Genomic DNA, 26,412 nt, shown 5'->3' on the forward strand with positions numbered 1-26,412 from the left:
CTTATTCTCCGCCTCGTTGGGTCAGTACTTTATCAACTAAGCCGTAGTTAACAGCTTCTTCAGCCGACATAAAGTAGTCACGGTCGGTATCTTTAGCGACCTGCTCTAAGTCTTTGCCAGTGTTTTCTGCCAACATCCGGTTCAGCTTATCTTTGATATCCAAGATTTGCCGCGCGTGAATTTCAAAATCCGACGCCTGCCCTTGGAACCCACCTAACGGCTGGTGAATCATCACCCGTGAATTAGGCAAGCAGAACCGTTTACCTTTGGCACCACCAGCAAGTAAGAATGCGCCCATGCTGGCCGCTTGGCCCATACATACAGTACTTACATCTGGCTTAATAAAGCGCATGGTGTCATAGATCGCCATACCTGCGGTAACCGCACCACCGGGTGAGTTGATGTACAGATAAATATCTTTGTCTGGGTTATCTGACTCCAAGAACAGCAACTGAGCCACAATTAAGTTGGCCATATGGTCTTCAACTTGACCGCAGCAAAAAATCACGCGCTCTTTAAGTAAGCGCGAATAGATATCGTACGAGCGCTCTCCCTTTGCTGTTTGTTCTACTACCATGGGCACCAATTGGGCCATTGGATCTAGCGCCATATCCGACATAATTTTACGACTCCTGAAATAAAAATGGCTCGTATAAGCATATACGAGCCATTAAACCAAGTTGTTAGGGATGCCGTCAATGATGTTCTAACGGTATTCCTATCACTTACTTATTTTTTTGGGTTCATCAACTCGTCAAAGCTGGCCTTTTTCGCCGTTACTTTGGCTTGACCAAGGATGAACTCAATTGCTTGCTCTTCAAGGGCAACATTGCGCACTTGTTGCATCAATTCTTCGTTACCTTTGTAGTAAGCTACAACTTCAGTTGGATCTTCGTAGGCTGAGGCATTGTTGTCGATGATTTCTTCAACTTTTTGCTCGTCAACTTTCAATTCGTTGCCACGAATAACTTCACCCAACAACAAACCTACTTTCACCCGCTCTTTTGCTTGTTCTTCAAACAATTCGGCTGGCAATTGTGGTAATTGAGCTTGGTTACCACCAAAGCGTTGCATGGCCTGACGACGTAATACGTCAACTTCTTGGCTCAACATAGCTTTTGGAACGTCCACTTCGTTGCTTTCAACTAAGCCTTTCAATACCTGTTCTTTCACTTTCGCTTGAACGGTATTTTTCAGTTCACGCTGCATGTTTTTACGCACTTCAGCTTTCAATGCGTCAACACCACCTTCTTTGACACCGAACAGAGCCACGAACTCGTCGTTTAGCTCAGGCAGTTCACGCGTCTCAACTTTCTTGGCAACGATCACAAAAGATGCTTTTTTGCCTTTCAAGTTTTCTGCGTGATAATCCTCAGGGAAAGTCACTTCGATGGTTTTTTCTTCACCGGCTTTCATGCCAATGATGTCATCTTCAAACCCAGGAATCATTCGGCCTTGGCCTAATTCCAAAGCAAAATCAGATGCTTTGCCACCTTCAAACTCTTCACCGTCAATCGAGCCAGTGAAATCGATGGTGATTTGGTCATCTTTCTTCGATTTACGCTTCACCTCTTTCCAAGTAGCGTGCTGCTTACGCAACGTTTCCATCATGGTGTCAACGTCAGCGTCAGTCACTTCTACTTCTGGTTTTTCGATGGCTAATTTATCTAAATCAGCAACCTTAACTTCTGGATACACTTCAAACGTAGCCACGAATTCGAAGTCTTTACCTTCTTCGTTAACTTTTGGCTCGATTGCAGGCGCACCCACTGGGTTTAATTTTTCTTGCATCATTGCTTCGAAGTATTTGCTTTGCATCAAGTTAGATGCAGCACGTGCACGGGCTTCTTTGCCGAACAGTTTTTGCAATACATTCGGTGGTACCTTCCCTTTACGGAAACCGTTGATACGGCGGTTACGGTACTCGTCTTTAAGCAGACGCTTTACTTCTTTATCGATGGTTTCAGCCGGCACGGTGATAGTGGCACGGCGTTCTAATCCTTGGGTTGTCTCTACAGAAACCTGCATTGCTTTTTTACCTCGGCTTCACTATTGGCCTGAGCCCACTACGATTCGGGACCCTTCAAAATGACGCCGCATTATAGCGAAGCGATCTACTCAAGTCGAGAATAAATGGTTACTAATTGGCAACAAACACCACTAGGTTACGCCCTGTTAGCTTCGCTTGATACACTGCGGCATCTACTTCTTGTAATAAATTATCAGCTCCCACAGGTGCTTGCGGAATACATTGATAGACCCCAATGCTCACGGTTATTTGCGCCCCTTCGGGGTAGCTTAGGGCGCGTACACGATACAGCACCGCAGCGGCGAGGGTCTGGGCAGTGGCGGCGTCGACTAACGGACTAATGACAACAAATTCATCGCCACCGTAACGGGCTACAAGCTCGCCACTACGCCTAAACTGGGTCGCTAAAATCTCTGCCACATCAGCCAGCACAGAATCGCCTAAACGATGCCCATAGGTATCATTAAGCTGCTTAAAATGATCAATATCAACCATAAATAAAGTGAGTTCACGGCCCATGCGGCTGGCACGTTGTAGCTCGTCTTTCAGGCTTTTATCTAAAGCGCGCCGGTTAGCAACTTGGGTTAGACTATCTTGATGCGCTAACGCTAATAATTGCTCATTAGCCAGTCGCAACTCGGCTTCAACTTGCCGTAACCTCGTCTCAGTGCGATGCCGCGCGATGGTGTTACTGATCATGTCTGCCACCAACTGCATCTGCTGGATATCTTCCGCGCTCCAGTGATGCTGACGCTGCACTAAGTCACAGCCGACAAAGCCCATCAGCCGATGCTCTAAATACATGCCTACGGCCATCATCGCTTGAATTCCCTCACGGGTGAGTTCTTGCTGAAAGCCGATAGCCGCTGGCGGTAGTTGCTTGACATCATCGACCACCACTTGACCCTGGTTGCGCATCTGCTCAAAAAACCACGGCATGGCGGCGATATCAATATTTTGGAGCTCAGCTTTAAAAGACGTGATACCTGGAGCAGTCCACTCATGGGTGTTGCTCATGGTGGTGAGCTGTTCATCAAACAAAAACACATAACAGCGATCTTTACGGCCGCCACTAGCAAGGGCAGCCAAAGCTTGTTCTATGTGTTGCTGGGTTTCTGCTGAGGTACTATTGATCAGTTGCGTACTGATTTGCGAGATCAGCAAACCGAACTGCTGTTGCGCAATGTCACTCGTTGCTTGACTGAGATTTTGTGTCGCTATTCCTGAAGCTGCCATGCGCCTTCCTGTGCATCAACCCGTTGTTAGCATTAACTTTGTGCTAAACGCGAACGCGTTAAGCCAACTCAAAGTAAGAGTATTAGCAGAATTCAGCGAAGAAGTATAGACATAGTAGAATGGTCGGCGAGACTGGATTCGAACCAGCGACCCCTTGTACCCAAAACAAGTGCGCTACCAAGCTGCGCTACTCGCCGACACCAAACAGGGAATATTTTACTGAGGGAGAGATGGGGTGGCTGATGGGACTTGAACCCACGACAACCGGAATCACAATCCGGGGCTCTACCGACTGAGCTACAGCCACCATTTCTCAAAACTGTTGATGCCAGGGCAGTATTGGCGCACCCGGCAGGATTCGAACCTGCGACCGACGGCTTAGAAGGCCGTTGCTCTATCCAGCTGAGCTACGGGCGCATTTCTATCCTGACAAAGAATGGTCGGCGAGACTGGATTCGAACCAGCGACCCCTTGTACCCAAAACAAGTGCGCTACCAAGCTGCGCTACTCGCCGACACCAAACAGGGAATATTTTACTGAGGGAGAGATGGGGTGGCTGATGGGACTTGAACCCACGACAACCGGAATCACAATCCGGGGCTCTACCGACTGAGCTACAGCCACCATTTCTCAAAACTGTTGATGCCAGGGCAGTATTGGCGCACCCGGCAGGATTCGAACCTGCGACCGACGGCTTAGAAGGCCGTTGCTCTATCCAGCTGAGCTACGGGCGCATTTCTATCCTGACAAAGAATGGTCGGCGAGACTGGATTCGAACCAGCGACCCCTTGTACCCAAAACAAGTGCGCTACCAAGCTGCGCTACTCGCCGACATCTTTGAAAAACCCGTGCAGGACGCGGCCTGACAACGGGGGCGAATATTACCTGTTGCTCTTAGAGTCGTCAAACATTTTTTTGCGTTCTGCATTCAACTGCCGAAAATACCGACAATCTGTATTCAAAAGCAGCAATTCTGTTTGTTTCGGCCAGCTTAGCTACTGTTTCAAGTACTAACCGCTGGCTTCAGTAACTTAAGCACATAAACTGCCCACATAAGTTACTACAACCTAACGTCAAAACGTGCGAAAATATCCGCCCAACACGATGACCAAAACATCTTACCATTCCACGCTTGAACAAAGAAGGGTTTGCAGCAGCTATGACAGCGCAAAATATTGACGGTAAAAAAGTTGCCCAACAGGTTCGTGACCAAGTAAAAGCTGGCGTGCAAGCACGTCTAGCCGCTGGCTATCGAGCTCCGGGGCTGGCGGTAGTGTTGGTAGGTAACGACCCAGCATCTGAAGTTTATGTGGGCAGCAAACGCCGCGCCTGTGAAGAAGTAGGCATCATTTCTAAAGCCTATGACCTACCAGCTAGCGCCACTCAAGCCGAGTTAGAAGCTCTCATCGATCAACTTAATGAAGATGCTTCGGTGGATGGCATTTTGGTACAGCTGCCGTTACCGGAAGGATTAGACGCACAAGCTTTGTTAGAGCGCATTAATCCGTTTAAAGATGTCGATGGTTTTCACCCCTTCAACATGGGACGCTTGGCGCAACGAAACCCGGCCTTACGCCCCTGCACCCCGCGCGGCGTGATAACACTGCTCGAATCCATCCAACTGGATACTTATGGTAAGAATGCGGTTGTGGTTGGTGCGTCAAACATTGTCGGACGACCGATGAGCCTAGAACTGCTCTTAGCCGGCTCCACCACCACTGTCTGTCACAGATTCACCACTGATTTGCAAAGCCATGTTGAACGCGCTGATATTCTCGTGGTTGCTGTGGGCCGTCCTAACTTTATTCCGGGTGCTTGGATTAAACCAGGGGCGGTGGTCATTGATGTCGGCATTAACCGGCTACCTTCCGGTCAATTAGTGGGCGATGTGGAGTTTGCTGCGGCCGCGGCTCGCGCTGCTTACATTACCCCAGTACCAGGTGGCGTGGGCCCAATGACAGTCGCAACCTTGATGCAAAATACCCTGCAAGCTTGTGACACTTGGCATGCGCCGGTAACCACCTCAGCATAACAGTCTAAAGCCCGCTGTTAGCGGCGGGTCTATCAGCTTTGCTAACGGGTGCGAAAACCCGTTAGCATAGGCCCTTCTGCCATCACCTTTAACGCCCACATCGGCTTATCAAGAGCCATTCCCCGTAAGCGACAGAAGGCTTGGCTGTCACTACGAAACCACTGGGCCGTTGCCGCAATCATGCTGCCGACTATGGGAACTTCCAGCGGCATGCACCACCAAATTTCTATCTGTAACTGCCGCGCTGCCAGCCAAGCTTCCGCATCGCGCGCTTCCGCCAGCCGCACTTGCGGATGATCAATAGCTATCTCTTGCACCCAGCGCGAGTTGCGCGTGTCCCAACGGCGTTCACTCAATTGCCGTTGCATCGCCGCAGTAGGATTATGAATTTGAATGCGCGCCGCCAACTCCAGGTAGCCACGCATTTTTAGGGTTTCGGTAAGGGTTGCGTAACGTAAGTCATTGTCGTCAAATTCAGGCGCTGCACCCTCGCTATCGCTAGCCGGCGCGTCAAAATACTGCATTTGAGTGGTCGCCATCACCGTCGCTAGGGTATCCTTCATCTTATCCAGGCTGCCATGTTGCAAGACTCCGCTACGCAACACGTAATGAGAACCGGTTTGCAGTGTGTGCATGGTCCAGAATACCCAAATCAGTTGTACTAGCCCCAGTAACACCACGAGAATAATCGGCAATGCCAACAGCGCCTCCAGCATGGCTTGCCCCGTTTGCTTGGTTCGCATTGTTACCTCCTTGCTGGTTGGTTACGGCGCTGGCTAACCCTGACAGCCACCGCGGGCCACACACAACTCCCATAGTTGCTGATACTCAGTAATGCGTTGCCAGACCTGCTCCATACTAATCCCACCAATCACCGCTTGCGCTGCTGTCACCATGGTGAAATGGCCATGCTCACTTTGCACTTGCACCAGTTGTGCCTCTGGTGCGCTTAGGCTTTGCCCATACCAAGCGCTGGCGCGCAGTTGATCAATCCCCTGCAGGTTATGCTGGCGAAGATCGAGATCCGTATGCATTTGGTTCAGTTGCGGAGCATCAGCAATCGCCACTCGATAAAGGTAAGGACTATCCGGATGGTAGCTCTGCGCTGGCTGCCACACAGTTACCAGCACCTGCTCGGCATTGGCGCTGGCACCCACGATTTGGCCAGCTAACCAGCTCGCGGCGGCCGCACTAGGTGCGGTTAAGCGTAATTGCACATAACGTTGCTGCGGCTGTAGCAACCAAGGCTGCTGCCACGGCGTGGTTAGCTGCTGCAAGTGCCCATGCTGTTGTAACTGCGCAAAGGATGGCGGCGGTTGCCCCGTATCACTCCAGTAACTGCGTACCGCTTGCTGTAAGCGTTCAGTATCAGCTAACCATTGATGGCGCTGCTGTTGCTGTTGTTGCACCTGCTGCCACTGAGCAAACACCAGCAAACTAGCTGCCAGCAACACGGTCGCAATGATCACCTCTAACAGCACAAAGCCAAGGCTAGACCTGCCCCGCAGCGGTAGTCTTACTATTACCTCAGCGCCGCCGAGGATTGGCGCTGCTATGGGGCCGCTGTTCAAGTCCGTTGATTTCATTCGTGGCACTCCTTGGGGGTTAGGTTGGATCAACCAACGCCGCCCGCACCAGTAGAAACTGGCGATGGGCGCGCAACTGTTGCTGTAACTGCAACAGCTGCGCATCCGACCACGGCGGGTCTTGCTTAAACGCTGCTTGACGCCAGTGCTGCAGCCCCAGCACTGCCGCACTAGCAAGCACCGCCAGCAAGGCTAGCGCCAGCACCAATTCAATCATGCTAAAACCATGGCTGCGCAGGTGACTGGTTAGCATGGGGTTAGCCTTGGAATGTTAAAACTAAGGTACCGCTAGCAAAAGTCGACTGTAATGTGTACTGATCAAAGTCATAAGCCAACCGCGCCCCTTCAGCATCGGCATCAATTCCTGTCAGGGTAATCACGTAGCGCGAGGTATCAGTACCATCCACCGAAACTTGGACATCGCCACCCCAAGGGTTAATCGACTCACCGTTGCCCCACTGCTGCGGCACCGCTGCAATACCGGACATAGCGGCCAAACTAATGCCGGTTAAATCACCGCTACGAGGTCGCCACAGCTGGGCACCTGCCTGAATGGTTATAATCTGAGTCTTAGCCTCACTAATGCGTGAGTTCCCCACCGCCCAATCTCGCAAGGCGAGCGTGCCCACCGTAGCTAACGCAATAATGGATAAAACGGTTAACACTTCAATAAAAGTAAATCCTTGTTGTTGCTTACGCATCACTTGCTCCTTGTTTTTCAACGAAACCGCAAAGGTCCTTAAGGACGTTCTTGGCGCTTATCTGATAGTTTCATGGTTGTTGCTATCCGTTCCTGTTGCTTATCCTCCTCACGCTGTAACCCTGCTTGATGAACTTAGATATGCTGCTGGGATACTGTCATCAGCATGGCTCCCATACCGCCTAGTACCACCACCAACACCATAAAAATCATGCCGTAGCAAAATCCTAGTAGCAGTACTCGTAACCGCCCCAACGCCCGCACCGCATCTTGGGTGGCATACTCAGCCACCCGCAGCAACGTGCCTTGTTCGCGGGCCTGGCGACTGCCATTACTTAGCCGAAACAACATGCGCGCCGACAACAGTCCGGTATCAAACAGCACTGCTAACTGTCGCTCACCTTGGGCTAAGCGCTGCCGAATCACGCCTAAATGCCAATCCATTGAGCTATTGCTATAGGCTTGCATCGCCAAGATAGCGCGATCCAGATTCATCCCTGCTTTCAACAGCACAGTGACGGTTTGCAACAGCAATACCGCATCAAAATAGCGGCGAATAACAAAACAGCCTCTCTGCGCCAACGCCCGCCAATACCATCGGCTTAAATCAATCAGCAGCGCTGGGCCCCAACAGGCCAATAACACCAACAGCACCGCTAGCAGGAGTAACGGCACCGCCGGACCATGACTAAGTTGCAACAGCAATCCACTCAGTTGCGGCCACTGCTCAGGGGGTAACGCGGCGGCTAGTTTCGGCATCACTTGCTGCCCAATAAAAACGCAAGCCAGTAGCGCCAAGGCCAACATTGCTAGTGGATAAAGGAGCGGCTTCCAGAACGCTTGTAGGGCGGCATAACGTTGTTGTTCAAACTGCTGTTGCCGTTGCAGTAACTGATCTAACACGCCGCTATGTTCGCCGACGGCCATCAGCATCACTAGATCTTGGGCAAAACTACCTTGTAATGCTGGACCTAGTGGCTGGCCGGCATTTAATTGCGCAATGATTTGCTGTACCAGTTGGTATTCCGCCCTTAGGCCTTGCTGCTTAGCGTTTTCCGCTAATCCGTTACAGGTTTGCAATGGGCTTAAACCATCGGCTAGCCCTAACGCAAAATCTTCGAGAAAAGCCAGCTGTCGCGGTCTGCTTAAGCGTTGCATAACGGCTCCTCTAGGGTCTCGCCCAGCTGTTGCTCTAAACTCAACCAGCCTAGCTGCAGCAAGTGTTTGCGACACTGTTCCAATTCACCTTGGCGCAGCGCCAACCGTACCTTTTCGTCAATCACTAAAAACTCGGTTAGCAGCTGGCGACCACTCACCCGAGCACCATGACACACTGCACAGGGTGCTTGCGGACGCGCAACGCATGCCTGACACACGGTACTTTGCAAGCGCTGCGCCAGAATCCCACGCAATACCCCTACTTGCGCCAGCGATTCAGCACTTAGGCCCAAATCCAGTAACCGTTGCAACACTCCAAAAGTATCGTGGGCGTGCACCGTTGCGGTCACCAGGTGCCCCGTCAGCGCTGCGGTATAAGCCGCTTTAGCGGTTGCGGCGTCGCGAATTTCACTAATCGATATCACGTCTGGATCTTCCCGCAAGGCCACCTTCACCATATTGGCAAAGTTAAGTTCGGCATGATCAGCGATAACCGGCTTTTGCTCAATGTGAGGCTGAATAATCTCAATTGGATCTTCGAGGGAGATCACCTTAGCCGTGCGCGGGATCACCCAATTGATAGCGGCCAAGGTGGTGGTTTTACCCTGCCCCGTAGGCCCCGCAATCAGAATCATGCCAGCCGGTTGCAACAATAACTCCAGCAGTTGTCGATGCACTTTGGCGGTAAGCCCCAACTGCCCAAGCTCGACTACCCGTTGCTGTTCGTTCTGCAACCGCATGGTCACGGCAAACCCATCGCGGGTGGGCGACTTTTGTACCCGCAACCGGATCCGTTGGGGCTGATTCTGATGCGCTACGGTAATAGAAATGCTTGCTGCCGATAGACGTTGCTCATCAAACAGTTCACGAAAGTCATCAGAGCGAGTGTTTAACGACGCAGCAATAGCAGCCGCCATAGTCTCTCTGTTGCGTTCGGCCTGGCCAATCAAGCGCCCATGCACGCGAAACGCCAGTAAAGCTTGGCATGGGGTAAATACCAGATGAATATCAGATGCCGAAATGACCAACGCCTGTTGCACTAAATCTTCGAGGGCCTGCTGCGCCCGAGTTTGATCCAAGGGTTGGTTAGCATGCGCCTTGGCTTGCTGGGTTTGCGCCAAGGCATCATGTAACGCAGCCCGAATGGCGCGCGCTGGAGCTAACATCCGCAGCCTTACTTGCAAGCCTTGATGATAGGTAAATTGGAGTAAGTTAATGATCTCCAACGCCGATTCTTGCCAAGCCACGAGACTGCATAGCAATAGCCCTTCGTTGGTAACTAACACCGCGTTATCCGGTTGCTGCGGACGCTCACTGATGCGCAGGCACTCGGTTAAGCTGGGCAAGAAAATCTGACATTGCAGCACTTGATCTTCCGGTAGCATTAACATGGCTCACCACCCCTGCGGTAGTGGGATATCGCGATAGTGGCCGTAACGTTTTAAGCGCACCTGCTGCTCATGCACCTCAACTTGTAGATCATGGGCACCTCGCTCACCTGGGGTTAAAAGCAACCACTGACCACGCTCTTGCAATACCACCTTGACGCCATCCACAGCTTCGATAAAGCCCACCAAAATGATGCTACTCAGTTGTTCAGTAACCCGATTACCCGGGTTAGCTGCGGGCTTTTGTAAGGCGGCAATGGCATGCTTGGCTTTCTCGATTTGCAACTGGGTTTGCAATCGTTTGGCTTCGGTTTCAGCTACCCGTTGCTCTAACTCGCTGTAACGCAACTGCTCAATCAAGCCTGGAGCCGGATCAAAGGCTTCAGTGGGTTCAGCGGGTTCAACGACGTGAACGGCATCAACGGAGCTGGTGACCGCTGTCGATGGTGGTGCTGTTAGCAATTGTTGCGCCAGCAATAAACTAATCGTAATCCCTACCATGTGCTTGCCCTCCATGAGCGTATGCGCGCAACTCCAATTGCAGTTGCCATAATAATCCGTCGGCCTTGGCCGAGGCTGCTACCAACCTCAGCTCACTGGGCAGTTGCCGCCACGCCTTAGCACCGGCACTGCTCCACAATAAGGGGTCAAACCCTAACACTTGCACCTGTACCTGCTGCCACTGATACCAACCGTCGGTTTGTACCGCTGCCACTTTAAATTGCGCCTGCGGAAACCATTGCTGTAGTTCACTTAAACTGCTTTCCAGATAAGCCAACGATGGCGCCAACTTGGCCAAGCTTGGCTCTTGCTGCCAGGCACTGGGGACGTTGGCGGTCAGTAACAGCCCCGGTTGGGCACTGCCAGCAACGGCACCTAATTGATAAAACCAAATCGGCTGTAACTGTTGTCGCAAGTCTGCCATCGAGGCATACCCCTGCTGTACATGCAGTTGCTGCTGTTGCTCGCTAAACTGCCACTGCTGTACTTTCCAGCCAGCCACATAACTCCAACGCAATAATTGCTGGGGCAAGGCTGCCATACTAGCCAGTTGCACCCCCGCCATCGGCGGCCGCTGTTGCGCTTGCGGATGGCTATCCAAGCCATCTTCGGACGGCGTTGTCGGCCATAACAGCCAACCCAACAACAGCGCTAAGCACAAGCTTATGGTGGCGCTAAGCACCACCACTTTGCGCCGTAGCCAAGGTGGCGGTTTGCGGATATTTAACAGCTGCTGGCCTTTACTTGGCGCTTGATTAAACAGCTCATCGCACACCTGCGGGCTTACCGGCCAGGGTGCTGTTAACCAGCGTTGTTGCGCCATCTCACCGGCTAACATCAATTGACACTGCATGCCATCAGTAGCTAACCAGGTAGCGGTAAGTTCAAACAGAAAGCTATTCGGGTTGGCTTCTAAATCAATCGCCAAAGCGCACAGTAAGGTTTGTTCGCGCCAAGCTATCACCCAAACCTGCTCACCCACCACCTGCAGCACCACCCAACTGGGGTCTTGCGTGCTAGTTAACTGCTGATGCACATGAGCTACGGCATCGCCTACGTTGGCCTCGCCGGTACAACTTAACCAATAGCACTGCCCCACTTGATACAACCCATAATGACTAAAGCCCTGCTGTCTGGCCTCACCCAGCCATTGTAAAATGCGCGCTTGCTCAGTTGATTGTCGACGCCATAGCTCAAGCCGCCAGCCACTCACCAACATTAGTAACCTCGCTGCACAATATTCGGTGTTAACAGCACAATGGTTTCGCTACGGCGATGCTGGCTACTATTGGCGCCACCTAACATTAGGCTCAACCAACTCTGTTGCTGCTGAATGCTATTACGCTCATTTCGTAAACCACTCATCAACAGGGTTTTGCCATCTTCAATCATGGCTTTCATAAAAAACTTTTTGCGATTGGTATGAGGTGTTTGGATAATTTGCTCGCCCGAGCGAACTTCATCAATCCGTTCTAAATCTGATAATTCGGTAGACAGCTGCAATATCACCTCGCCGGCACGAATACTGGGCAACACGTATAACTCAAAGCCAGTAGTCACTAAACCTGGCTGCAACACTTGTGAGCTTCCAACGTTCGGTGTGCTGGTACTCCCAGACGCGGCCAAATAACTGGCGTTATCTTCCAGCACAATTTTGGCGATTTGATTATTTAAGCTGATCAAGCGCGGATGATTACTGATGCGCACCACGCCCTGCTGCTCTAATGCTTCGATAAGTACCGACGACCCTGCCGCTTTGCCCTGTTGCTGCTGCCACATTAATTGAGTTCCGTTGCCACCGCCAAAGCTAGCGCTAGAAAGCCCTAAAATACCTTCGCCACCAGCGGTCTGAACCAAAGCTTGCCAATCTACAGAAAACTGCTCGGTATCATTAAAAGTCACTTCCAGAATTTGCACATCAATCGATACTTGCCGGGTTAGCCGCTCATTTTGCTGTGCCAAGTAGTGCCGCACTTGCGCAACATGATGAGGATAATCTCGCACCAACACCGAACTTGAACTTTGATTGATGGATAAGCTGCCCTGTTCAGAGAGCAATAAGCCAAGTGCTTGCTCGAGATCGTTCCAAACGGATAATTGGCGGCTGCTAAAGTTCAAGTATTGCTGACTACCGCCACTGGCATTAAAGGCATTGTTGCTGTTGGTTCCAGCGGTTTGGTTACTGGTGCCGGTTTGCTCAGCATCTTTGTTACCAAGAAAGTAATTGGTATCGCCCGCTAAAAAGGCAACATCAAACTCTTCAACTTGAAACTCACTCCATAAAATTTGCCGTGGTTGCTGCTGTAAATGCCAGCCCGTATGCGCTGCCATCTGCTCCAGTAAGCCACCTAACGTGCCCTGATAATTAAGCTTGACCACCTGCTGACCTAGCTCCGGCCCCAAAAAGTGCGCACTAATCTGATGGGGAGCTAACACCTGCTGCATCACTGCTGCGGCAGTTAAGCCATTGGATCGCAAGGTGACGGGGGCACTATGCCACGCCGGTACCAGCTGTTGTGGCGCACCTATTAAAGAGCCAGCCGAGGACGCGGCATAAGGCCCGGCATAGGGTCCGGCATAGGGTCCAGCATAAGGCCCAGCAAGTCCGGGCGGTGGCTGAGGCGGTTGATTGCCAGCCGGCATCGGATAGCCATTGCCCGGATAAGCCACAGGTCCTTGCTGGTAAGGTGTTGGCAACTCACGAATCGGGTAGTAGGGATTACCGTATTGCACTGCGGTGCGCCTACCGTACTGCTGTCCATCCATTGCCGCCAAAGCTTGCAACGCCTGCTGCTTATGCTGTTGGTAGTTATCTTCTGGTAGTTGACACCCACTTAGTAGCACTGCGGTTAAACCTAACATCAGCCATTTCATCGTAGCACTCCTGTGCGGCCATAATATTGACGGGGTTGTGGTGCTGCCGGTTGCGGCCAGCGCGGGGGCGCTGCATTAGCGGCAGCAGCCGGCGTTTGATAGCTGACCAAGGCTCCTTGATTGGCAAAAATGGTAACCGCCAGTGCTGCTGAGCTCAGCAGTTGTTCAAGCAGTTGCGGATGATCGGGAGCATGAAGTTGAAAAGGGGCCGCCCAGCGATAATCGGCGGCAATTTGCCAGTCAATCCAGCGCACCGCAAAGTAATCCATCAAGTATTGCTCGAGTTGCGGCCGTACTAGGCCCGCGGCAAACACCATGGATACCCCAGTAGGAGCCGGATAATAGGGATGATTAACTGCATTGGGTGGTGCCACCGTAAACGCGTAGCTAGGGCAGCTACTGGCGTTTACTGACGCCGGCCACAAACAGCTCAGAATGATGCTGAATGCAGCGGCGACCAGTTGGACTTTCGCCCGATATGGTACATAGACCATGGAACCTCCTTGTCGGCAACGTATCACCTCCGTTTGTGATACCCCCTCAATGTAGCTGAGGGGCTTGCTGCCAACAAGTGGTAAATATATGATTTACCTAGGGTTTATTTCTTACGCTTTTTCGCTTCTTGTACGCTCCACGTGCCGTCACGATAAAAGGCTTGCCAGCCAGTCGGCTTGCCATCCGCTTCGGTAATCACATACTGCTCTTTGTTCTTACGGCTGTAGCGGACAATCGCCTCGTTCCCCTCATCGTCTTTTGCTGGGGCTTCGGTAAGATAATGAAACTTACTCGGAATACGATCTTTAAAACGTTGTAATTCCGCTACTTTCACCGCCCGCGTCTCACGTGAACGAGGGAAGGTATTGGCCGATAGAAATACTCCAGAAGCACCGTCACGCAACACATAGTGAGCGCTTGAGTCTTCACATGGCAACTCAGGGAATGGCACCGGATCTTCTTTCGGTGGTGCTGGTTGACCATTTTTCAGTAATTTACGAGTATTTTTACACTCACTGTTGGTGCAATCAAAATACTTACCAAATCGGCCGGTTTTAAGCTGCATTTCACTGCCACAGCGGTCGCACTCTAACACCGGACCATCGTAGCCTTTGATTTTAAATTCACCCTGCTCAACTACCACCCCATCACAGGCTGGGTTGTTACCGCATACGTGCAGCTTGCGTGATTTATCAATCAAGTAGCTATCCATGGCAGTACCACACTTAGGACAACGCTTTTTCGCTCGTAAGGCGAGCGATTCGGCTTCGTCATCGTCGCCTTTGACACTGACGGCTTCTTCACCTGGTAACAAGTTTAAGGTTTGCGTACAGCGTTCCGCTGGAGGTAAGTCATAGCCTGAGCAGCCCAGGAACACTCCGGTACTCGCCGTACGAATACCCATCTTGCGGCCACAGCTTGGACAGTCGATATCCGTTAGCACCATCTGATTGGTGCGCATGCCGCCCTCGTCTGGATCTAATTCGGCTTGCTCTAACTTGGCTTTAAATTCTTTGTAGAAATTATCGAGTGTCTCGGTCCAATTGCGCTTGCCTTCAGCGATATCATCTAACGCCTGTTCCATTTCAGCGGTGAAATTGTAGTTGAGTAGCCGCGAGAAGTTTTCCACCAACCGGTCATTCACGATTTCGCCCATTTTCTCAGCGTAAAACCGTCGGTTCTCAACCCGTACGTAGCCGCGATCTTGAATGGTCGAAATAATTGAAGCGTAGGTCGAAGGACGACCTATACCGCGTTTTTCTAGTTCTTTCACCAAGGATGCTTCGCTGAAACGCGCCGGTGGTTTGGTAAAATGTTGTTGTGGATCTAGCTGTTGCAATGCTAACACTTCGCCCTTTTTAACATCAGGTAACGACGCATCATCATTCGCTTTACTCGCTGCCGGTGGCTGCACTTTGGTCCAGCCCGCAAATCTCATCACGCGGCCTCGAGCTTTCAATTCATAATCACCAGCGGCCACCGTAATGGTAGTCGCATCGTATTGTGCCGGAGTCATTTGACAGGCTACAAATTGCCGCCAAATAAGTTCATACAAGCGCTGAGCGTCGCGCTCCATATCACGTAACTGCTCTGATTTAACCGTGACGCTTGATGGACGAATAGCTTCATGCGCCTCTTGCGCATTCTGTTTGGAGCCGTACATATTAGGTTTAGCCGGCAAGTAGTCGCCACCAAACTGTTTCTCGATATAGCTACGACAGCTCGCTACCGCTTCGCTACTTAGATTGGTTGAGTCGGTACGCATGTAGGTGATGTGACCGGCTTCATACAAGCGTTGCGCCAACATCATGGTTTTCTTCACGCCAAAGCCCAACCGAGTGCTGGCGGCTTGCTGCAGCGTAGAGGTGATAAAAGGTGCCGATGGACGACTGCTGGTCGGCTTATCTTCACGCTCCACCACTTTGTATTGCGCACCTTGCAGCGCATCAACTGCCGCCATGGCTGCGGCTTTATCACCGACTTTAAAGGCCTTGCCTAGGTGTTTCTGCACCTGCATTCGCAGCTCAGCTTGGGCAGCTGTATTCAAATCAGCGTAAATATCCCAATATTCTTCAGGAATAAAAGCTTTGATTTCGCGCTCTCGTTCCACTACCAAACGCACTGCTACAGATTGCACCCGTCCAGCCGATAAGCCGCGAGCAATTTTTTTCCACAGCAAGGGCGACACCATAAAACCAACCACTCGGTCTAAAAAGCGACGGGTTTGTTGGGCGTGCACACGATCTTCGTTAACCTCGGCGGGCTTCGAAAACGCTTCTTGAATGGCTTTTTTGGTGATTTCGTTAAACACCACCCGCTGAAACCGCTGTTTATCGCCACCGATTAACTCACGTAGGTGCCAAGCAATGGCTTCTCCCTCGCGGTCCAAATCCGTTGCGAGATAGATTGCATCGGCTTTGCTGGCAAGCTTCTGTAACTCAGCAACTACTTTTTCTTTGCCGGGTAAGATTTCATAGTGTGCTTGCCAGCCGTGTTCAGGGTCAATACCCATACGCGCCACCAACTTGGCGAACTCACGCTGCTGGCGATAAGCTTCTTTTGCTTCAGGCGACATTTTGCGAACTTCTGCAGCCGGCTTAGTTTTTACCGTGGCTACCGAGCGAGTGGGCAAGTCACGCACGTGACCTACACTCGATTTCACAATGAAATCATTCCCTAAATATTTATTAATTGTCTTGGCCTTCGCGGGGGACTCGACAATAACTAGCGCTTTTGCCATGCGACTCTCTATGTATTGGTGATTTACCGGGTTCTTTTTTTAGATATATCCGTTTCGCATTCACTTCACAACCACCGAATGCAAATTAAATAAACAATCATTTTTTAAGTATAAACATGCAAACAGCCCGAAACGCCAGATAATTCAAGGGCTACAGCACTTACACCTAAGCTATTTAGTGGGTATAATACTCCGCAAATGAACACTTGCAACCGCAATGGAGGTTTCGTTAAGCATGAAACACGTTGAAGTAAACTTCGATGGCCTCGTCGGCCCCACTCATAATTACGCTGGGTTATCTTTTGGTAACGTGGCGTCGTTGAGCAATGCTAAAGCAACCTCTAGCCCCAAATCAGCGGCTAAACAAGGCTTAGCCAAAATGAAAGCGCTGCACGATATGGGTATGGTGCAAGGTGTCCTGGCGCCACAAGAACGCCCTGATATTGCTACCTTACGACGTTTAGGCTTTAGTGGTTCAGATGGCGAGGTGTTAATCCGTGCCGCCAGCCAAGCCCCGCAGATTTTCCAAGCGGTGTGCTCGGCTTCAAGCATGTGGACCGCCAACGCCGCTACCGTGTCGCCGGGTGCTGATACGGCCGATGGCAAGGTACACTTTACGCCGGCTAATTTAACCAATAAATTTCACCGTAGTTTAGAGCCTCAAACCAGCGGTCGTATTTTACAGGCGATGTTTAACAATGGTCGCTACTTTGAGCACCACACTCACTTGCCTGATAACGAGCATTTTGGAGACGAAGGCGCCGCTAACCACACGCGTTTGTGCAGTAACTACGGTCATGCTGGGGTGGAGATCTTCACCTTTGGCCGGTACGCCTTTGATAGCAGCAAGCCCGCGCCACAAAAGTATCCGGCGCGGCAAACCTTTGAGGCTTCGCAGGCCATCGCACGCTTGCATGGATTAAGCGACGAGAATACGGTCTTTATTCAGCAAAACCCAGCCGTTATCGATCAAGGCGTGTTCCATAATGACGTGATTGCAGTGGGCAACCAGAACGTGCTCTTTTATCACCAGCAAGCGTTTTTGGATACAGAGCAGAAATTCGCCGAAATTCAGCGCAAATTTGGCGACGAACCTGTCCATTTCATTGAAGTTAGCACCAATGAAGTATCCGTTGAAGATGCCGTACAAACCTATTTATTCAACACCCAGCTGTTAACCATGCAAGACGGTCATATGGCTATTATTGCTCCAACTGAGTGTCAAGAGAACCCGCGGGTTGCTGCTTATTTGGCAGAATTAGTCACCCGCAATACCCCGATTCGCCAAGTGCATTATTTTGATGTTAAACAAAGCATGCGCAACGGCGGTGGCCCTGCTTGTCTGCGTTTACGAGTTGCTTTGAATGATACTGAACTAGCGGCGGTAAACCCAGCGGTACTGATGAACGATGAGCTATTTGCCCGTCTGAACCAATGGGTCGATAAACATTATCGCGATGAACTGAGTGTGGCTGATTTAAGTGATCCACAGTTACTCACCGAGTCTCGGACAGCGTTAGATGAGCTCACCCAAATCTTAAAACTTGGCTCGGTGTATCCGTTCCAGTTGTAAGGGCTATCTGGTTAAGTAGCACCTGTTTAAACCCAAGCTGTTTAAGCAGCAGCCATAAAAAAAGCCATGATGAAACATCATGGCTTTTTTCTCGAACTTGTTATCAGCACTTACTCGTCATCAAGCTCATTATGTAGCTCTAAATTAGCATCTTCAGCACTATTATCGCCACCACGAGCAATATCGTTACGGGCTGCATCAAGACGATCTAAGTAGCTTTGGTTGATATCGCCAGTGATGTACTTGCCGTTAAAGACCGAGGTCTCAAATTGCTCAATGGCAGGATTCTCTTCTTGAACTGCCGCAATTAAATCGTCCAGTTCTTGATAGATCAAACCATCGGCTTTGATTAAATCGTTGATCTCCGCAGCTTCACGACCATGGCCAATCAGTTCATTGGCGCTTGGCATATCAATCCCATACACGTTCGGGAAGCGGATCTCTGGGGCGGCAGAGGCAAAATAAACTTTCTTCGCGCCAGCTTCACGGGCCATCTCAATGATCTGCTCAGATGTGGTACCACGGACAATTGAATCATCTACCAACAGCACGTTTTTCCCACGAAATTCAGCGCTAATCGCATTCAACTTGCGGCGCACTGATTTACGTCGTTGGGTTTGCCCTGGCATGATAAAAGTACGGCCAATGTAGCGGTTTTTAACAAAGCCTTGGCGATACGGCAGGTCCAAAATATTAGCCATCTCTAGCGCAATATCACAACTGGTTTCAGGGATCGGGATCACCACATCGATGTCTAAGTGAGCATAGTCTCGTTTCACTTTTTCACCTAGCTTGCGACCCATGTTAACGCGTGAGGCATACACCGACACTTTATCAATAAAAGAATCAGGACGCGCAAAGTACACGTATTCAAAGATACAAGGGCAATGCTGTGGGTTATCCGCACATTGGCGTGAGGTCAACTGGCCATCTTCGCTGATATAAACAGCTTCACCCGGCTCGATATCACGCACATAAGTAAAGCCAGTGCCGTCTACGGCAACACTCTCCGAAGCAACGATATATTCAGGGCCCTTAGCGGTATCACGCTTACCTAATACCAGCGGTCGAATGCCCCATGGGTCACGAAACGCGACCATGCCGTGGCCAATAATCATGGCTACCACAGCATAAGCGCCACGAATCTGTCGATGCACTCGGCTTACCGCGGCAAACACATCTTCTGCGGTGAGTTGTAGGCTTTCTTGTTGGTACAGTTCGTGGGCAAAAATATTGAGAAGAATTTCAGAATCAGAGGTGGTGTTAATATGGCGGCGAGCTTTCTCAAACAACTGCTGTTGTAATTCTTGCGCGTTGGTGAGGTTGCCATTATGCGCCATGGCAATACCAAACGGCGAGTTCACATAAAAAGGTTGAGCCTCGGCCGAGCTGGAGCTACCTGCGGTTGGATAACGCACATGACCAATCCCGATCCGCCCCGTTAACCGGTGCATATGGCGTGTGTGAAACACATCTCGCACTAAACCATTCGCCTTGCGCAAGCGCAAGGTGTTGTTGTCTACCGTCATGATGCCGGCGGCATCTTGACCGCGATGCTGTAGCATCGTTAAACCATCGTACAAGGCCTGATTAACTGGGTCTTTACCAACAATACCAACTATGCCACACATGCTATAACAACCTCATTTATTGCGCCTATTTACTGCGCTCATTTATTGAGTTAGGGGAGAAAACTTGAAGTTTTCTCTAGGTATTCAAAAAACCATTCAATCACAATGCCAAAGTGAGGAATCAACGAAGACTCAACCCACCATTGGGCTTGGGCGAAACCAGTAAAGGAATCTAAAAAGAACAATAACGCCGCTACCACTAACACCCCACGCAGCGCCCCAAAAACGGCGCCGAGCAAACGGTCAGTGCCACTTAAACCTGTGCCTACTACTAAGCGCCCCAGCAGATTGTTTAGAATCGCTCCAACAATCAGCGTAGCCACAAATAAAGCAGCCACAGCGGCACCATTGCGCAGCATCTCATCTTCAATACCAGTGAAATAAACTGCTAAATCTAAATAGAAAAATTTGGCGATGAAAAATGCGGCAATCCAGATTGCCAGCGACATCGCTTCTTTAATAAAACCACGACTAAGACTAATTAGCGTAGACAGCCCAATGATGGCTAAAATGGTGATATCAAACCAATTCATAACTGCATTCCTTAGCTATTTTTGGCGCGCGAATTATACCAGATTTGATTCGGTTTTGCGCCATTATTGTTGTTATTAAACGGTAGCCTTAGGGTTGGTAACGCACGACTTTACCGTTGAGTGAGGTGATTTGTTTGAGTTTTGGTAGATCTTGTTCGAGTTCACTTTTCACTAATTTAGGGCCTACCATAAGCTTATGTAGAGGCCCTTGGCTGCCGGCCACTTGCTCGCGATAAGCAGCGTAACCAGCGGCTTGCAGTTCAGCCACCAATTGGTCAACGGACTGCTGATTGCGAAACGCTCCTAGTTGAATAACCCAACCGGACTCTTTTAATGCGGCGGCACTGGGTGGTTGGGCCGCTGCTGGAGTGCTGCTCGCCGGTGCTGATTGGTTGAGCGTCGGTGCCGTGTCGGCGGTTAACTCAACGGTCGCTACATCATCCAACGAGGGTGGTAATTGCTCCGTTGGGATCTCCGCTACCGGGGTACTGGTGACTGCTACTTCGGGTTGCAACGGAATCGTCTCAAATTGCTCTTGTTGCTGCGGTGGCTTGCCATCCAGCAATTCAGGTAAAATAATTACCGCAAGCGCAATCAGAATAACGCTCCCCACTAACCGGTTTTGCAATTGCGACGCCATCAGTTACTCCGTATCTGCTATTTTGCCCACAGTGTAAAACGACCCGCAAACCAATACCAGCGGTTGTTGTTGGTTACTCCCCTCGGGCGCGGGTGCAGCGGCAGCTAGAGCGGCGGCATAGGCACTTGCCACATCGGCAAAACAGCCAGCCACGTTAGCTGTGCTCGGCAGCTGTTGTTGCAGTTGCTCAGCTCGCGCACCACGTGGTTCGCTCAAATCGGCAAAGAACCACTGGGCAACCAGCGGCTGTAAGGTCGCTAGGGTGCCGGCAATATCTTTGTCTTGTAGCATCCCAACCACGGCTAACACGGGGCGCTCAGGATAACGCTGCCGCAGCACTTCCACTAAATAGGCCGCCGCATGAGGATTATGAGCCACATCGAGTAAGGTATCCGCAGGACGCTGTGCCGTGGCTGCTAAAAACTGTAACCGACCCGGCTCACGCGCCTGCTCCAAGCCTTGCTTAATGGCGGTTAAAGTAACGGGTAGCGGCAACGCTGCTAAAGCAGCTACTGCCGTGGCTGCATTTGGTAAAGGCAATTGTGGTAACGGCAAATCAAGCAGTTGTATTTCACTGTTGCGGAACTGCCAGTGCTGCGCATCTTGTGGTTTGTAGAAGAACTCATAGCCGACTCGCTGCAGTTGTACTTGCTGAGCTTGAGCCTGTTCTACTACGGCCGCTGGCAAATCAGGTTCACCGCAAATAGCCGGACGATGGGGTCTAAAAATACCTGCTTTTTCTCGTGCGATACCAGTCCGGTCGGCCCCCAAAAAGCCAACGTGATCGATCCCCACACTGGTCAGCAAAGCAACATCCGGGTCGATAATATTCACCGCATCTAAGCGGCCTCCTAAGCCTATTTCTAACACCCAAACATCGAGGTTACGTTGCTGCATCAGCCACAATGCCGCTAAGGTGCCAAATTCAAAATAGGTTAACGAAATATCGCCCCGAGCAGCTTCTACTGCCGCAAAAGCAGCCACATGCTCAGCATCGCTAAGTTGTTCGCCATTAATACGCACGCGCTCGTTATAGCAATGCAAATGCGGAGAAATATAAACGCCAGTTTGATAGCCATCCGCGCGTAAGATAGTTTCGAGGTAACGCACCGTCGAACCTTTACCGTTAGTACCAGCAACGGTCATCACTTTGGCGCTTGGCTGCAATAAATTGAGTTGCTCAGCAACCTGCTTCACTCGGTCTAAGCCCATGTCGATGGCTTGATGATGCAAGTGCTCTAAATAAGTCAGCCAGGCATGAAGCCCGGCTGATGTGGATGGAACAGAAAGCTGTGTCATAGGCTTAATATTCGTCGGCTACAGCCGGTAAGTTTTGGAACTTGGCCAACAAGGACGCAATGGTATTTCGCATTTGGCGCCGATCAACAATCATATCAACAGCCCCATGGTCGAGTAAGAACTCAGCGCGTTGGAAGCCTTCTGGCAGCGTTTCGCGTACCGTCTGCTCAATCACTCGTGGCCCAGCAAAACCAATCAGAGCCTTGGGCTCTGCAATGTTCACATCACCCAACATGGCCAAACTAGCTGATACGCCACCCATGGTTGGATCTGTCAGTACCGAAATGTAAGGCAAACCAGCTTCGCTCATGCGCGCTAACGCCGCTGATGTTTTTGCCATCTGCATCAAACTCAGTAAGGCTTCTTGCATACGGGCGCCACCTGATGCTGAAAAACACACCAATGGAATCCGTTCTTGCAAACACACCTTGGCTGCTTCAGCAAAACGCGCACCAACGACGGATGCCATAGAACCACCCATGAATTCAAATTCAAACGCGACAGCCACCACCGGCATACCTTTTAAGGTACCTTTTTGCGCAACTAAGGCATCTTTCTCACCCGTAGCTTTTTGCGCAGCGGCAATACGGTCTTTGTATTTTTTTGAGTCTCGAAACTTCAACACATCTTTCGGTTCAAGCTCAGCACCAATCTCGGTAACTTTACCTTCATCCAAAAAGTGCTTAAGCCGCATCCGCGCCGATACCCGCATGTGGTGATCACACTTAGGGCAGACATTCAGGCTACGCTCTAAATCAGCGCTGTACAAAATGGCATCACAACTGCTGCATTTGGCCCAAACTCCCTCGGGAATTTCACGCTTTTTGCTGCTCTTTGGTTTTGCAAGAATTCGCTCAATCCAGCTCATAGTAATTCGCTTGTCTCAATAATTTAATGGCGCTATTAAAGCACATTCGTGCTTACTAGTTTAGCAAAAAGTGGTCTTAACTGTTAGCCGTCAGCCCCATACCACCGCACTGGGTAACCATAAGGGCCCAGGCTCTACCTGCGGTAAGTTAAAGTGGGCGGGGTAATCTACCTGCACCAAATACAATCCTTCGGCCTTCGCTGTAGCCGCAGCTTGGGTTCTATCTTTTAGCGCTAACACTTGGGCTGGCCACCCGACCGCTTGGCTACCTTTGCCTACTTCCAGCAAAGTGCCAACGATGTTACGTACCATATGATGCAAGAACGCATTGGCGGCAATATCGACCACGACAAAGTCGCCTAAGCGTTGCACTTGAATGTGGGTCACACACCGATTCGGTGAATGAGATTGGCATTGCGCGGCACGAAACGAACTAAAATCATGCTCGCCTAGCAGCCCTTGCGCGGCGTCATGCATACGAGCTACATCTAACGGCTGGTGATAATGACTTAAGCCCTGGCCTAAGATACCCGGCCGATAACGGCCATTGGCAATAATATAGCGGTAACGCCGTCCGGTCGCACTGAAGCGTGCGTTAAAATCATCCGCAACCGGTTGCGCCCAACGCACGGCCACGGTCGCTGGTAGATTGCTATTCACGCCCATGGTCCAGGCCGGCATAGCGCGCTCGAACTGGCAATCAAAGTGCACCACTTGTCCGGTCGCATGCACCCCTGCATCGGTACGTCCGGCACAGGTGACTTCAACCGGATGATTAGCCACTTTGCTTAACGCTTGTTCAAGTACTTGCTGTACTGAGATAACTTCGCGTTGTCGTTGCCAGCCATAAAAAGCGCTGCCATCGTATTCAATCCCTAAGGCTATGCGGGTGGTTCCGCTACTACTACCTTGCTCGGTCATGCACCGTCCTGTTCATCTATCTGTTGCTGCAGCATAGCGATTTCACGCTGCAAATCTTCATCGTTACTGGCATCAATAGCTAATAACTCAGCCCGCGCAGCAGCAAAATCACCCATGTCTAAATAGGTTTGGGCTAAATCCAGGTGATTTAGTGCGGTGTCTTCACCGGTGGGCAAACTGCCGGCTTCGCTCTCATAGAGGGTGTGTGAAAAATCATTGGCACCCTCGGCTTCCGCTTCTTCCAAGAGCTGCTCGATCGCTAAGTAGTCATCGTCTGAATCTTGTTGCGATAAATCGTATTCAGTTTGGCCTGCTGGCTCATCTTGCCAACTAGCTTCGCTGCTATCCTCGGCTTGTTCCAGCAAGGCAGCAAGATCCTCATCATCGCTTTCAACGAGCGAGGCCGGTTGGTATTCTTGTTGATACTGGTTTTCGTTATAGGCTTCATCGCCATAAGCTTTTCCGGCATAGGCGCTATCACCAAATTCTTGATCCACGTAGCTACCGTCATCGGGCTCCTGCTCCGCAGCATTCGCTGCCGACAGATCTGAATCCTCCAACTCAAATTCAATCAGGTTTTCCGCAGCAGATTCAGCAGTTAGCTCAGCCTCACCACGAGTCTCTGCCGCAGCCGTAAACACCGCATCTTGCTCAGCAAACAAAGCCTCTAGCTCCGCATCCAAATCGTCAGGCTCGGCATCGAGCTCGTTTTCCAACTCGGCATCAGGCTCGGTTTCCAACTCGGCATCGAGCTCGGTTTCCAACTCGGCATCGAGCTCGGTTTCCAACTCGGCATCGAGCTCGGTTTCCAACTCGGCATCAGGCTCGGCAGCTGTTGATGAATCTTGCGCTGCGGTTGCTTGGGGAGTGAATTCTAGTTCCGCATCCAAGTCTTGTAACGACTGTTCTAAGCTAGTTTCTGCGGCGTTAGTTTCGGCCTGCTCTTTGGCCAGCTCGGCTGCACTCTCATCTGCACTCTCATCAGCACTCTCGGCCGCCGGCGAGGCTGCATCATCAGCTTGAGCTGCATCTGCTGCTAGGGCGGTGACTCCGGCTGCTAACGCTGCTTGCTCGGCTTCTTCAAAGGCGCTGGGGACAGTTTCCAAGGTTGGCGCCACTTGCGAACTTGCGGCATCCGCTACGCTGCTAACTTCCTCGGTGCCATCTGCGACAGTAGCATCCGCAACAGTGCCCCCCGCCACAGCACTGGCCGCAGCAGCACTGTCGGCGGCCGCTGCCGATTGCTGCTCTCTGGCAGCAGCATCTAATGCACCTTTATACTGACTCGATTGCTGTTGTTGACGTTGTCGATAAAAACGATAGCCAAATAGCAACACCAACAGTAATGGTACCCCTACCACCATTAACAGATGCAGTGGCTGCATTAACCAAGCCAATAAACTTGGTTTAGCTGGGGCTGGTGGCTGTTGTCGGATAGACGCAGCTTGGTTGGCCTGTTCTGACTGCTCAGCAGCTACTGATGCCGCCGCTTGCAACGCTGCTGCAGTAGCATCCGCAGGAGTTTCAGTGGTAACACTTTCTTGTCGTTGAGCTGTCACTTCCGCACTGATTTGCTGTTGTAACTCAGCTTCTGCTTGTTGCTCTGCATTAACTTTTAAGCGCAGCTCACCGAGCTCTTCAGTGACCGCTAACAACCGCTCATGCAACTCAAGATTTTGTCGCTGCAGTTGTTCAATTAACTCTATCGACTGGGCCAGCTGATTGCGTAATCCAGCCAGTTCACTAGGGGCTAAACCACCTGCAGCAGCGGCTTGGCTGGTTTGGCTTGCTGCCGGCTGAGCTGAGTTATCCCCCGCAGTCGGCTTTGGCTTAGCGACTGTAACCTCGGTCGTGGCAACCATGCCATCCGTGGGAATGGTTAGATAAAACCCATCCAACATATGGTCAGCAAGGCCATTCGGGAACACCCGCGGGTTAGCTTCAATGATGAGGTCCATCATCTCGTACACATTGAGATTGCGCTTGTCGCTGTAATACATAGCTATGGTCCACAGCGTATCACTCGATACAATAGGGCCAAAGCGCTCAGCTTGCCAACGAGAGGCGGTCTGCGCCTGTCCAGCAAGCGCAATAGAGCTTGGCACAATGCTCGCCTGCGCCGCGACGCCAGCGATTGACAACGCTGCTACTACACTACTCAACAAGCTACGCTTGATGTTCCGTTTCATTGACTAGAGCCCTCATTTA

23 protein-coding genes and 7 tRNA genes are annotated in these 26,412 nt (G+C 51.0%); 2 read left to right on the top strand and 28 right to left on the bottom strand.

Translation table 11 applies throughout. The annotated features are described in order from the left end of the window. Position 1 precedes the first annotated feature (1 nt). From clpP to NOG12_RS03920, 10 genes are all read right to left on the bottom strand, one after another. Entirely contained in the window at positions 2 to 619 is a 618-nt protein-coding gene (gene clpP / locus NOG12_RS03875) for an ATP-dependent Clp endopeptidase proteolytic subunit ClpP (RefSeq protein ID WP_092855810.1), read from the bottom strand. A 110-nt stretch (positions 620 to 729) separates the two neighbouring features. Then, on the bottom strand, positions 730 to 2,028 hold the full coding sequence (gene tig, locus NOG12_RS03880; RefSeq protein ID WP_313932451.1) for a trigger factor: 1,299 nt from the start codon (positions 2,026 to 2,028) through the stop codon (positions 730 to 732). Between the two features lie 112 nt (positions 2,029 to 2,140). Then, a complete protein-coding gene (locus NOG12_RS03885) occupies positions 2,141 to 3,265 on the bottom strand; it encodes a GGDEF domain-containing protein (protein WP_313932452.1) in 1,125 nt (374 codons plus the stop codon). Between the two features lie 120 nt (positions 3,266 to 3,385). Next, positions 3,386 to 3,462 (bottom strand) — tRNA-Pro (locus tag NOG12_RS03890). 34 nt (positions 3,463 to 3,496) lie between these two features. After that, positions 3,497 to 3,572 (bottom strand) — tRNA-His (locus NOG12_RS03895). Between the two features lie 33 nt (positions 3,573 to 3,605). Then, a tRNA-Arg gene (locus NOG12_RS03900) sits at positions 3,606 to 3,682 on the bottom strand. Positions 3,683 to 3,702: 20 nt separating this feature from the next. Continuing rightward, a tRNA-Pro gene (locus NOG12_RS03905) sits at positions 3,703 to 3,779 on the bottom strand. A gap of 34 nt (positions 3,780 to 3,813) precedes the next feature. Further along, positions 3,814 to 3,889 (bottom strand) — tRNA-His (locus NOG12_RS03910). Positions 3,890 to 3,922: 33 nt separating this feature from the next. Continuing rightward, positions 3,923 to 3,999, bottom strand: a tRNA-Arg gene (locus tag NOG12_RS03915). 20 nt (positions 4,000 to 4,019) lie between these two features. Then, positions 4,020 to 4,096 (bottom strand) — tRNA-Pro (locus NOG12_RS03920). 328 nt (positions 4,097 to 4,424) lie between these two features. On the opposite strand from NOG12_RS03920, the gene folD reads away from it, so the two are divergent. Next, the gene (gene folD, locus NOG12_RS03925) at positions 4,425 to 5,297 is read left to right on the top strand and encodes a bifunctional methylenetetrahydrofolate dehydrogenase/methenyltetrahydrofolate cyclohydrolase FolD (protein ID WP_153825807.1); all 873 of its coding nucleotides are present in this window, start codon (positions 4,425 to 4,427) and stop codon (positions 5,295 to 5,297) included. A gap of 41 nt (positions 5,298 to 5,338) precedes the next feature. Here folD and NOG12_RS03930 read toward each other — a convergent pair whose 3' ends face one another. From NOG12_RS03930 to topA, 11 genes are all read right to left on the bottom strand, one after another. Next, complete coding sequence (locus NOG12_RS03930; RefSeq protein WP_110074832.1) at positions 5,339 to 6,040, bottom strand: TadE/TadG family type IV pilus assembly protein; 702 nt, start codon at positions 6,038 to 6,040, stop codon at positions 5,339 to 5,341. Positions 6,041 to 6,073: 33 nt separating this feature from the next. Continuing rightward, entirely contained in the window at positions 6,074 to 6,883 is an 810-nt protein-coding gene (locus NOG12_RS03935; protein WP_313932453.1) for a hypothetical protein, read from the bottom strand. Positions 6,884 to 6,902: 19 nt separating this feature from the next. Continuing rightward, on the bottom strand, positions 6,903 to 7,136 hold the full coding sequence (locus tag NOG12_RS03940; protein ID WP_110074834.1) for a prepilin-type N-terminal cleavage/methylation domain-containing protein: 234 nt from the start codon (positions 7,134 to 7,136) through the stop codon (positions 6,903 to 6,905). A gap of 4 nt (positions 7,137 to 7,140) precedes the next feature. After that, on the bottom strand, positions 7,141 to 7,584 hold the full coding sequence (locus NOG12_RS03945) for a type II secretion system protein (protein ID WP_110074835.1): 444 nt from the start codon (positions 7,582 to 7,584) through the stop codon (positions 7,141 to 7,143). A gap of 134 nt (positions 7,585 to 7,718) precedes the next feature. Continuing rightward, the gene (locus NOG12_RS03950) at positions 7,719 to 8,741 is read right to left on the bottom strand and encodes a type II secretion system F family protein (RefSeq protein ID WP_313932454.1); all 1,023 of its coding nucleotides are present in this window, start codon (positions 8,739 to 8,741) and stop codon (positions 7,719 to 7,721) included. Then, on the bottom strand, positions 8,729 to 10,132 hold the full coding sequence (locus NOG12_RS03955; protein WP_313932455.1) for a GspE/PulE family protein: 1,404 nt from the start codon (positions 10,130 to 10,132) through the stop codon (positions 8,729 to 8,731). The genes NOG12_RS03950 and NOG12_RS03955 overlap by 13 nt, the downstream gene beginning before the upstream one ends. A gap of 3 nt (positions 10,133 to 10,135) precedes the next feature. After that, positions 10,136 to 10,630 (bottom strand): hypothetical protein, encoded by a 495-nt coding sequence (locus tag NOG12_RS03960; RefSeq protein ID WP_313932456.1) that lies wholly within the window; start codon positions 10,628 to 10,630, stop codon positions 10,136 to 10,138. Continuing rightward, positions 10,611 to 11,849 (bottom strand): hypothetical protein, encoded by a 1,239-nt coding sequence (locus tag NOG12_RS03965; protein ID WP_153825813.1) that lies wholly within the window; start codon positions 11,847 to 11,849, stop codon positions 10,611 to 10,613. The genes NOG12_RS03960 and NOG12_RS03965 overlap by 20 nt, the downstream gene beginning before the upstream one ends. Further along, a complete protein-coding gene (locus NOG12_RS03970; protein WP_313932457.1) occupies positions 11,849 to 13,504 on the bottom strand; it encodes a hypothetical protein in 1,656 nt (551 codons plus the stop codon). Before NOG12_RS03970 ends, NOG12_RS03965 begins: the two co-directional genes overlap by 1 nt. Continuing rightward, on the bottom strand, positions 13,501 to 13,998 hold the full coding sequence (locus NOG12_RS03975) for a hypothetical protein (protein WP_110074841.1): 498 nt from the start codon (positions 13,996 to 13,998) through the stop codon (positions 13,501 to 13,503). The genes NOG12_RS03970 and NOG12_RS03975 overlap by 4 nt, the downstream gene beginning before the upstream one ends. Positions 13,999 to 14,102: 104 nt before the next feature. Continuing rightward, a complete protein-coding gene (topA, locus tag NOG12_RS03980; protein WP_313932458.1) occupies positions 14,103 to 16,739 on the bottom strand; it encodes a type I DNA topoisomerase in 2,637 nt (878 codons plus the stop codon). Between the two features lie 235 nt (positions 16,740 to 16,974). Between topA and astB the strand changes: the two genes are divergently transcribed. Beyond that, entirely contained in the window at positions 16,975 to 18,312 is a 1,338-nt protein-coding gene (gene astB, locus NOG12_RS03985) for an N-succinylarginine dihydrolase (protein WP_110074843.1), read from the top strand. 110 nt (positions 18,313 to 18,422) lie between these two features. On the opposite strand, the gene purF is transcribed toward astB, so the two are convergent. From purF to NOG12_RS04020, 7 genes are all read right to left on the bottom strand, one after another. Then, positions 18,423 to 19,943 carry an amidophosphoribosyltransferase gene (gene purF / locus NOG12_RS03990; RefSeq protein ID WP_110074844.1) on the bottom strand — a complete coding sequence of 507 codons (1,521 nt, stop codon included), beginning with the start codon at positions 19,941 to 19,943 and terminating at the stop codon, positions 18,423 to 18,425. Positions 19,944 to 19,993: 50 nt separating this feature from the next. Further along, a complete protein-coding gene (locus NOG12_RS03995; RefSeq protein WP_313932459.1) occupies positions 19,994 to 20,476 on the bottom strand; it encodes a CvpA family protein in 483 nt (160 codons plus the stop codon). An 88-nt stretch (positions 20,477 to 20,564) separates the two neighbouring features. Next, the gene (locus NOG12_RS04000; RefSeq protein WP_110074846.1) at positions 20,565 to 21,116 is read right to left on the bottom strand and encodes an SPOR domain-containing protein; all 552 of its coding nucleotides are present in this window, start codon (positions 21,114 to 21,116) and stop codon (positions 20,565 to 20,567) included. Between the two features lie 3 nt (positions 21,117 to 21,119). After that, complete coding sequence (gene folC, locus NOG12_RS04005; protein WP_313932460.1) at positions 21,120 to 22,415, bottom strand: bifunctional tetrahydrofolate synthase/dihydrofolate synthase; 1,296 nt, start codon at positions 22,413 to 22,415, stop codon at positions 21,120 to 21,122. 4 nt (positions 22,416 to 22,419) lie between these two features. Then, a complete protein-coding gene (accD, locus tag NOG12_RS04010) occupies positions 22,420 to 23,283 on the bottom strand; it encodes an acetyl-CoA carboxylase, carboxyltransferase subunit beta (protein ID WP_110074848.1) in 864 nt (287 codons plus the stop codon). A gap of 90 nt (positions 23,284 to 23,373) precedes the next feature. Then, positions 23,374 to 24,204 carry a tRNA pseudouridine(38-40) synthase TruA gene (truA, locus tag NOG12_RS04015; protein WP_313932461.1) on the bottom strand — a complete coding sequence of 277 codons (831 nt, stop codon included), beginning with the start codon at positions 24,202 to 24,204 and terminating at the stop codon, positions 23,374 to 23,376. Beyond that, positions 24,201 to 26,393 carry a hypothetical protein gene (locus tag NOG12_RS04020; protein ID WP_313932462.1) on the bottom strand — a complete coding sequence of 731 codons (2,193 nt, stop codon included), beginning with the start codon at positions 26,391 to 26,393 and terminating at the stop codon, positions 24,201 to 24,203. Before NOG12_RS04020 ends, truA begins: the two co-directional genes overlap by 4 nt. Positions 26,394 to 26,412 lie beyond the last annotated feature (19 nt).

Origin of the sequence: Pseudidiomarina fusca (genome assembly GCF_032227045.1) — a bacterium.
Taxonomy (GTDB): domain Bacteria; phylum Pseudomonadota; class Gammaproteobacteria; order Enterobacterales; family Alteromonadaceae; genus Pseudidiomarina; species Pseudidiomarina fusca.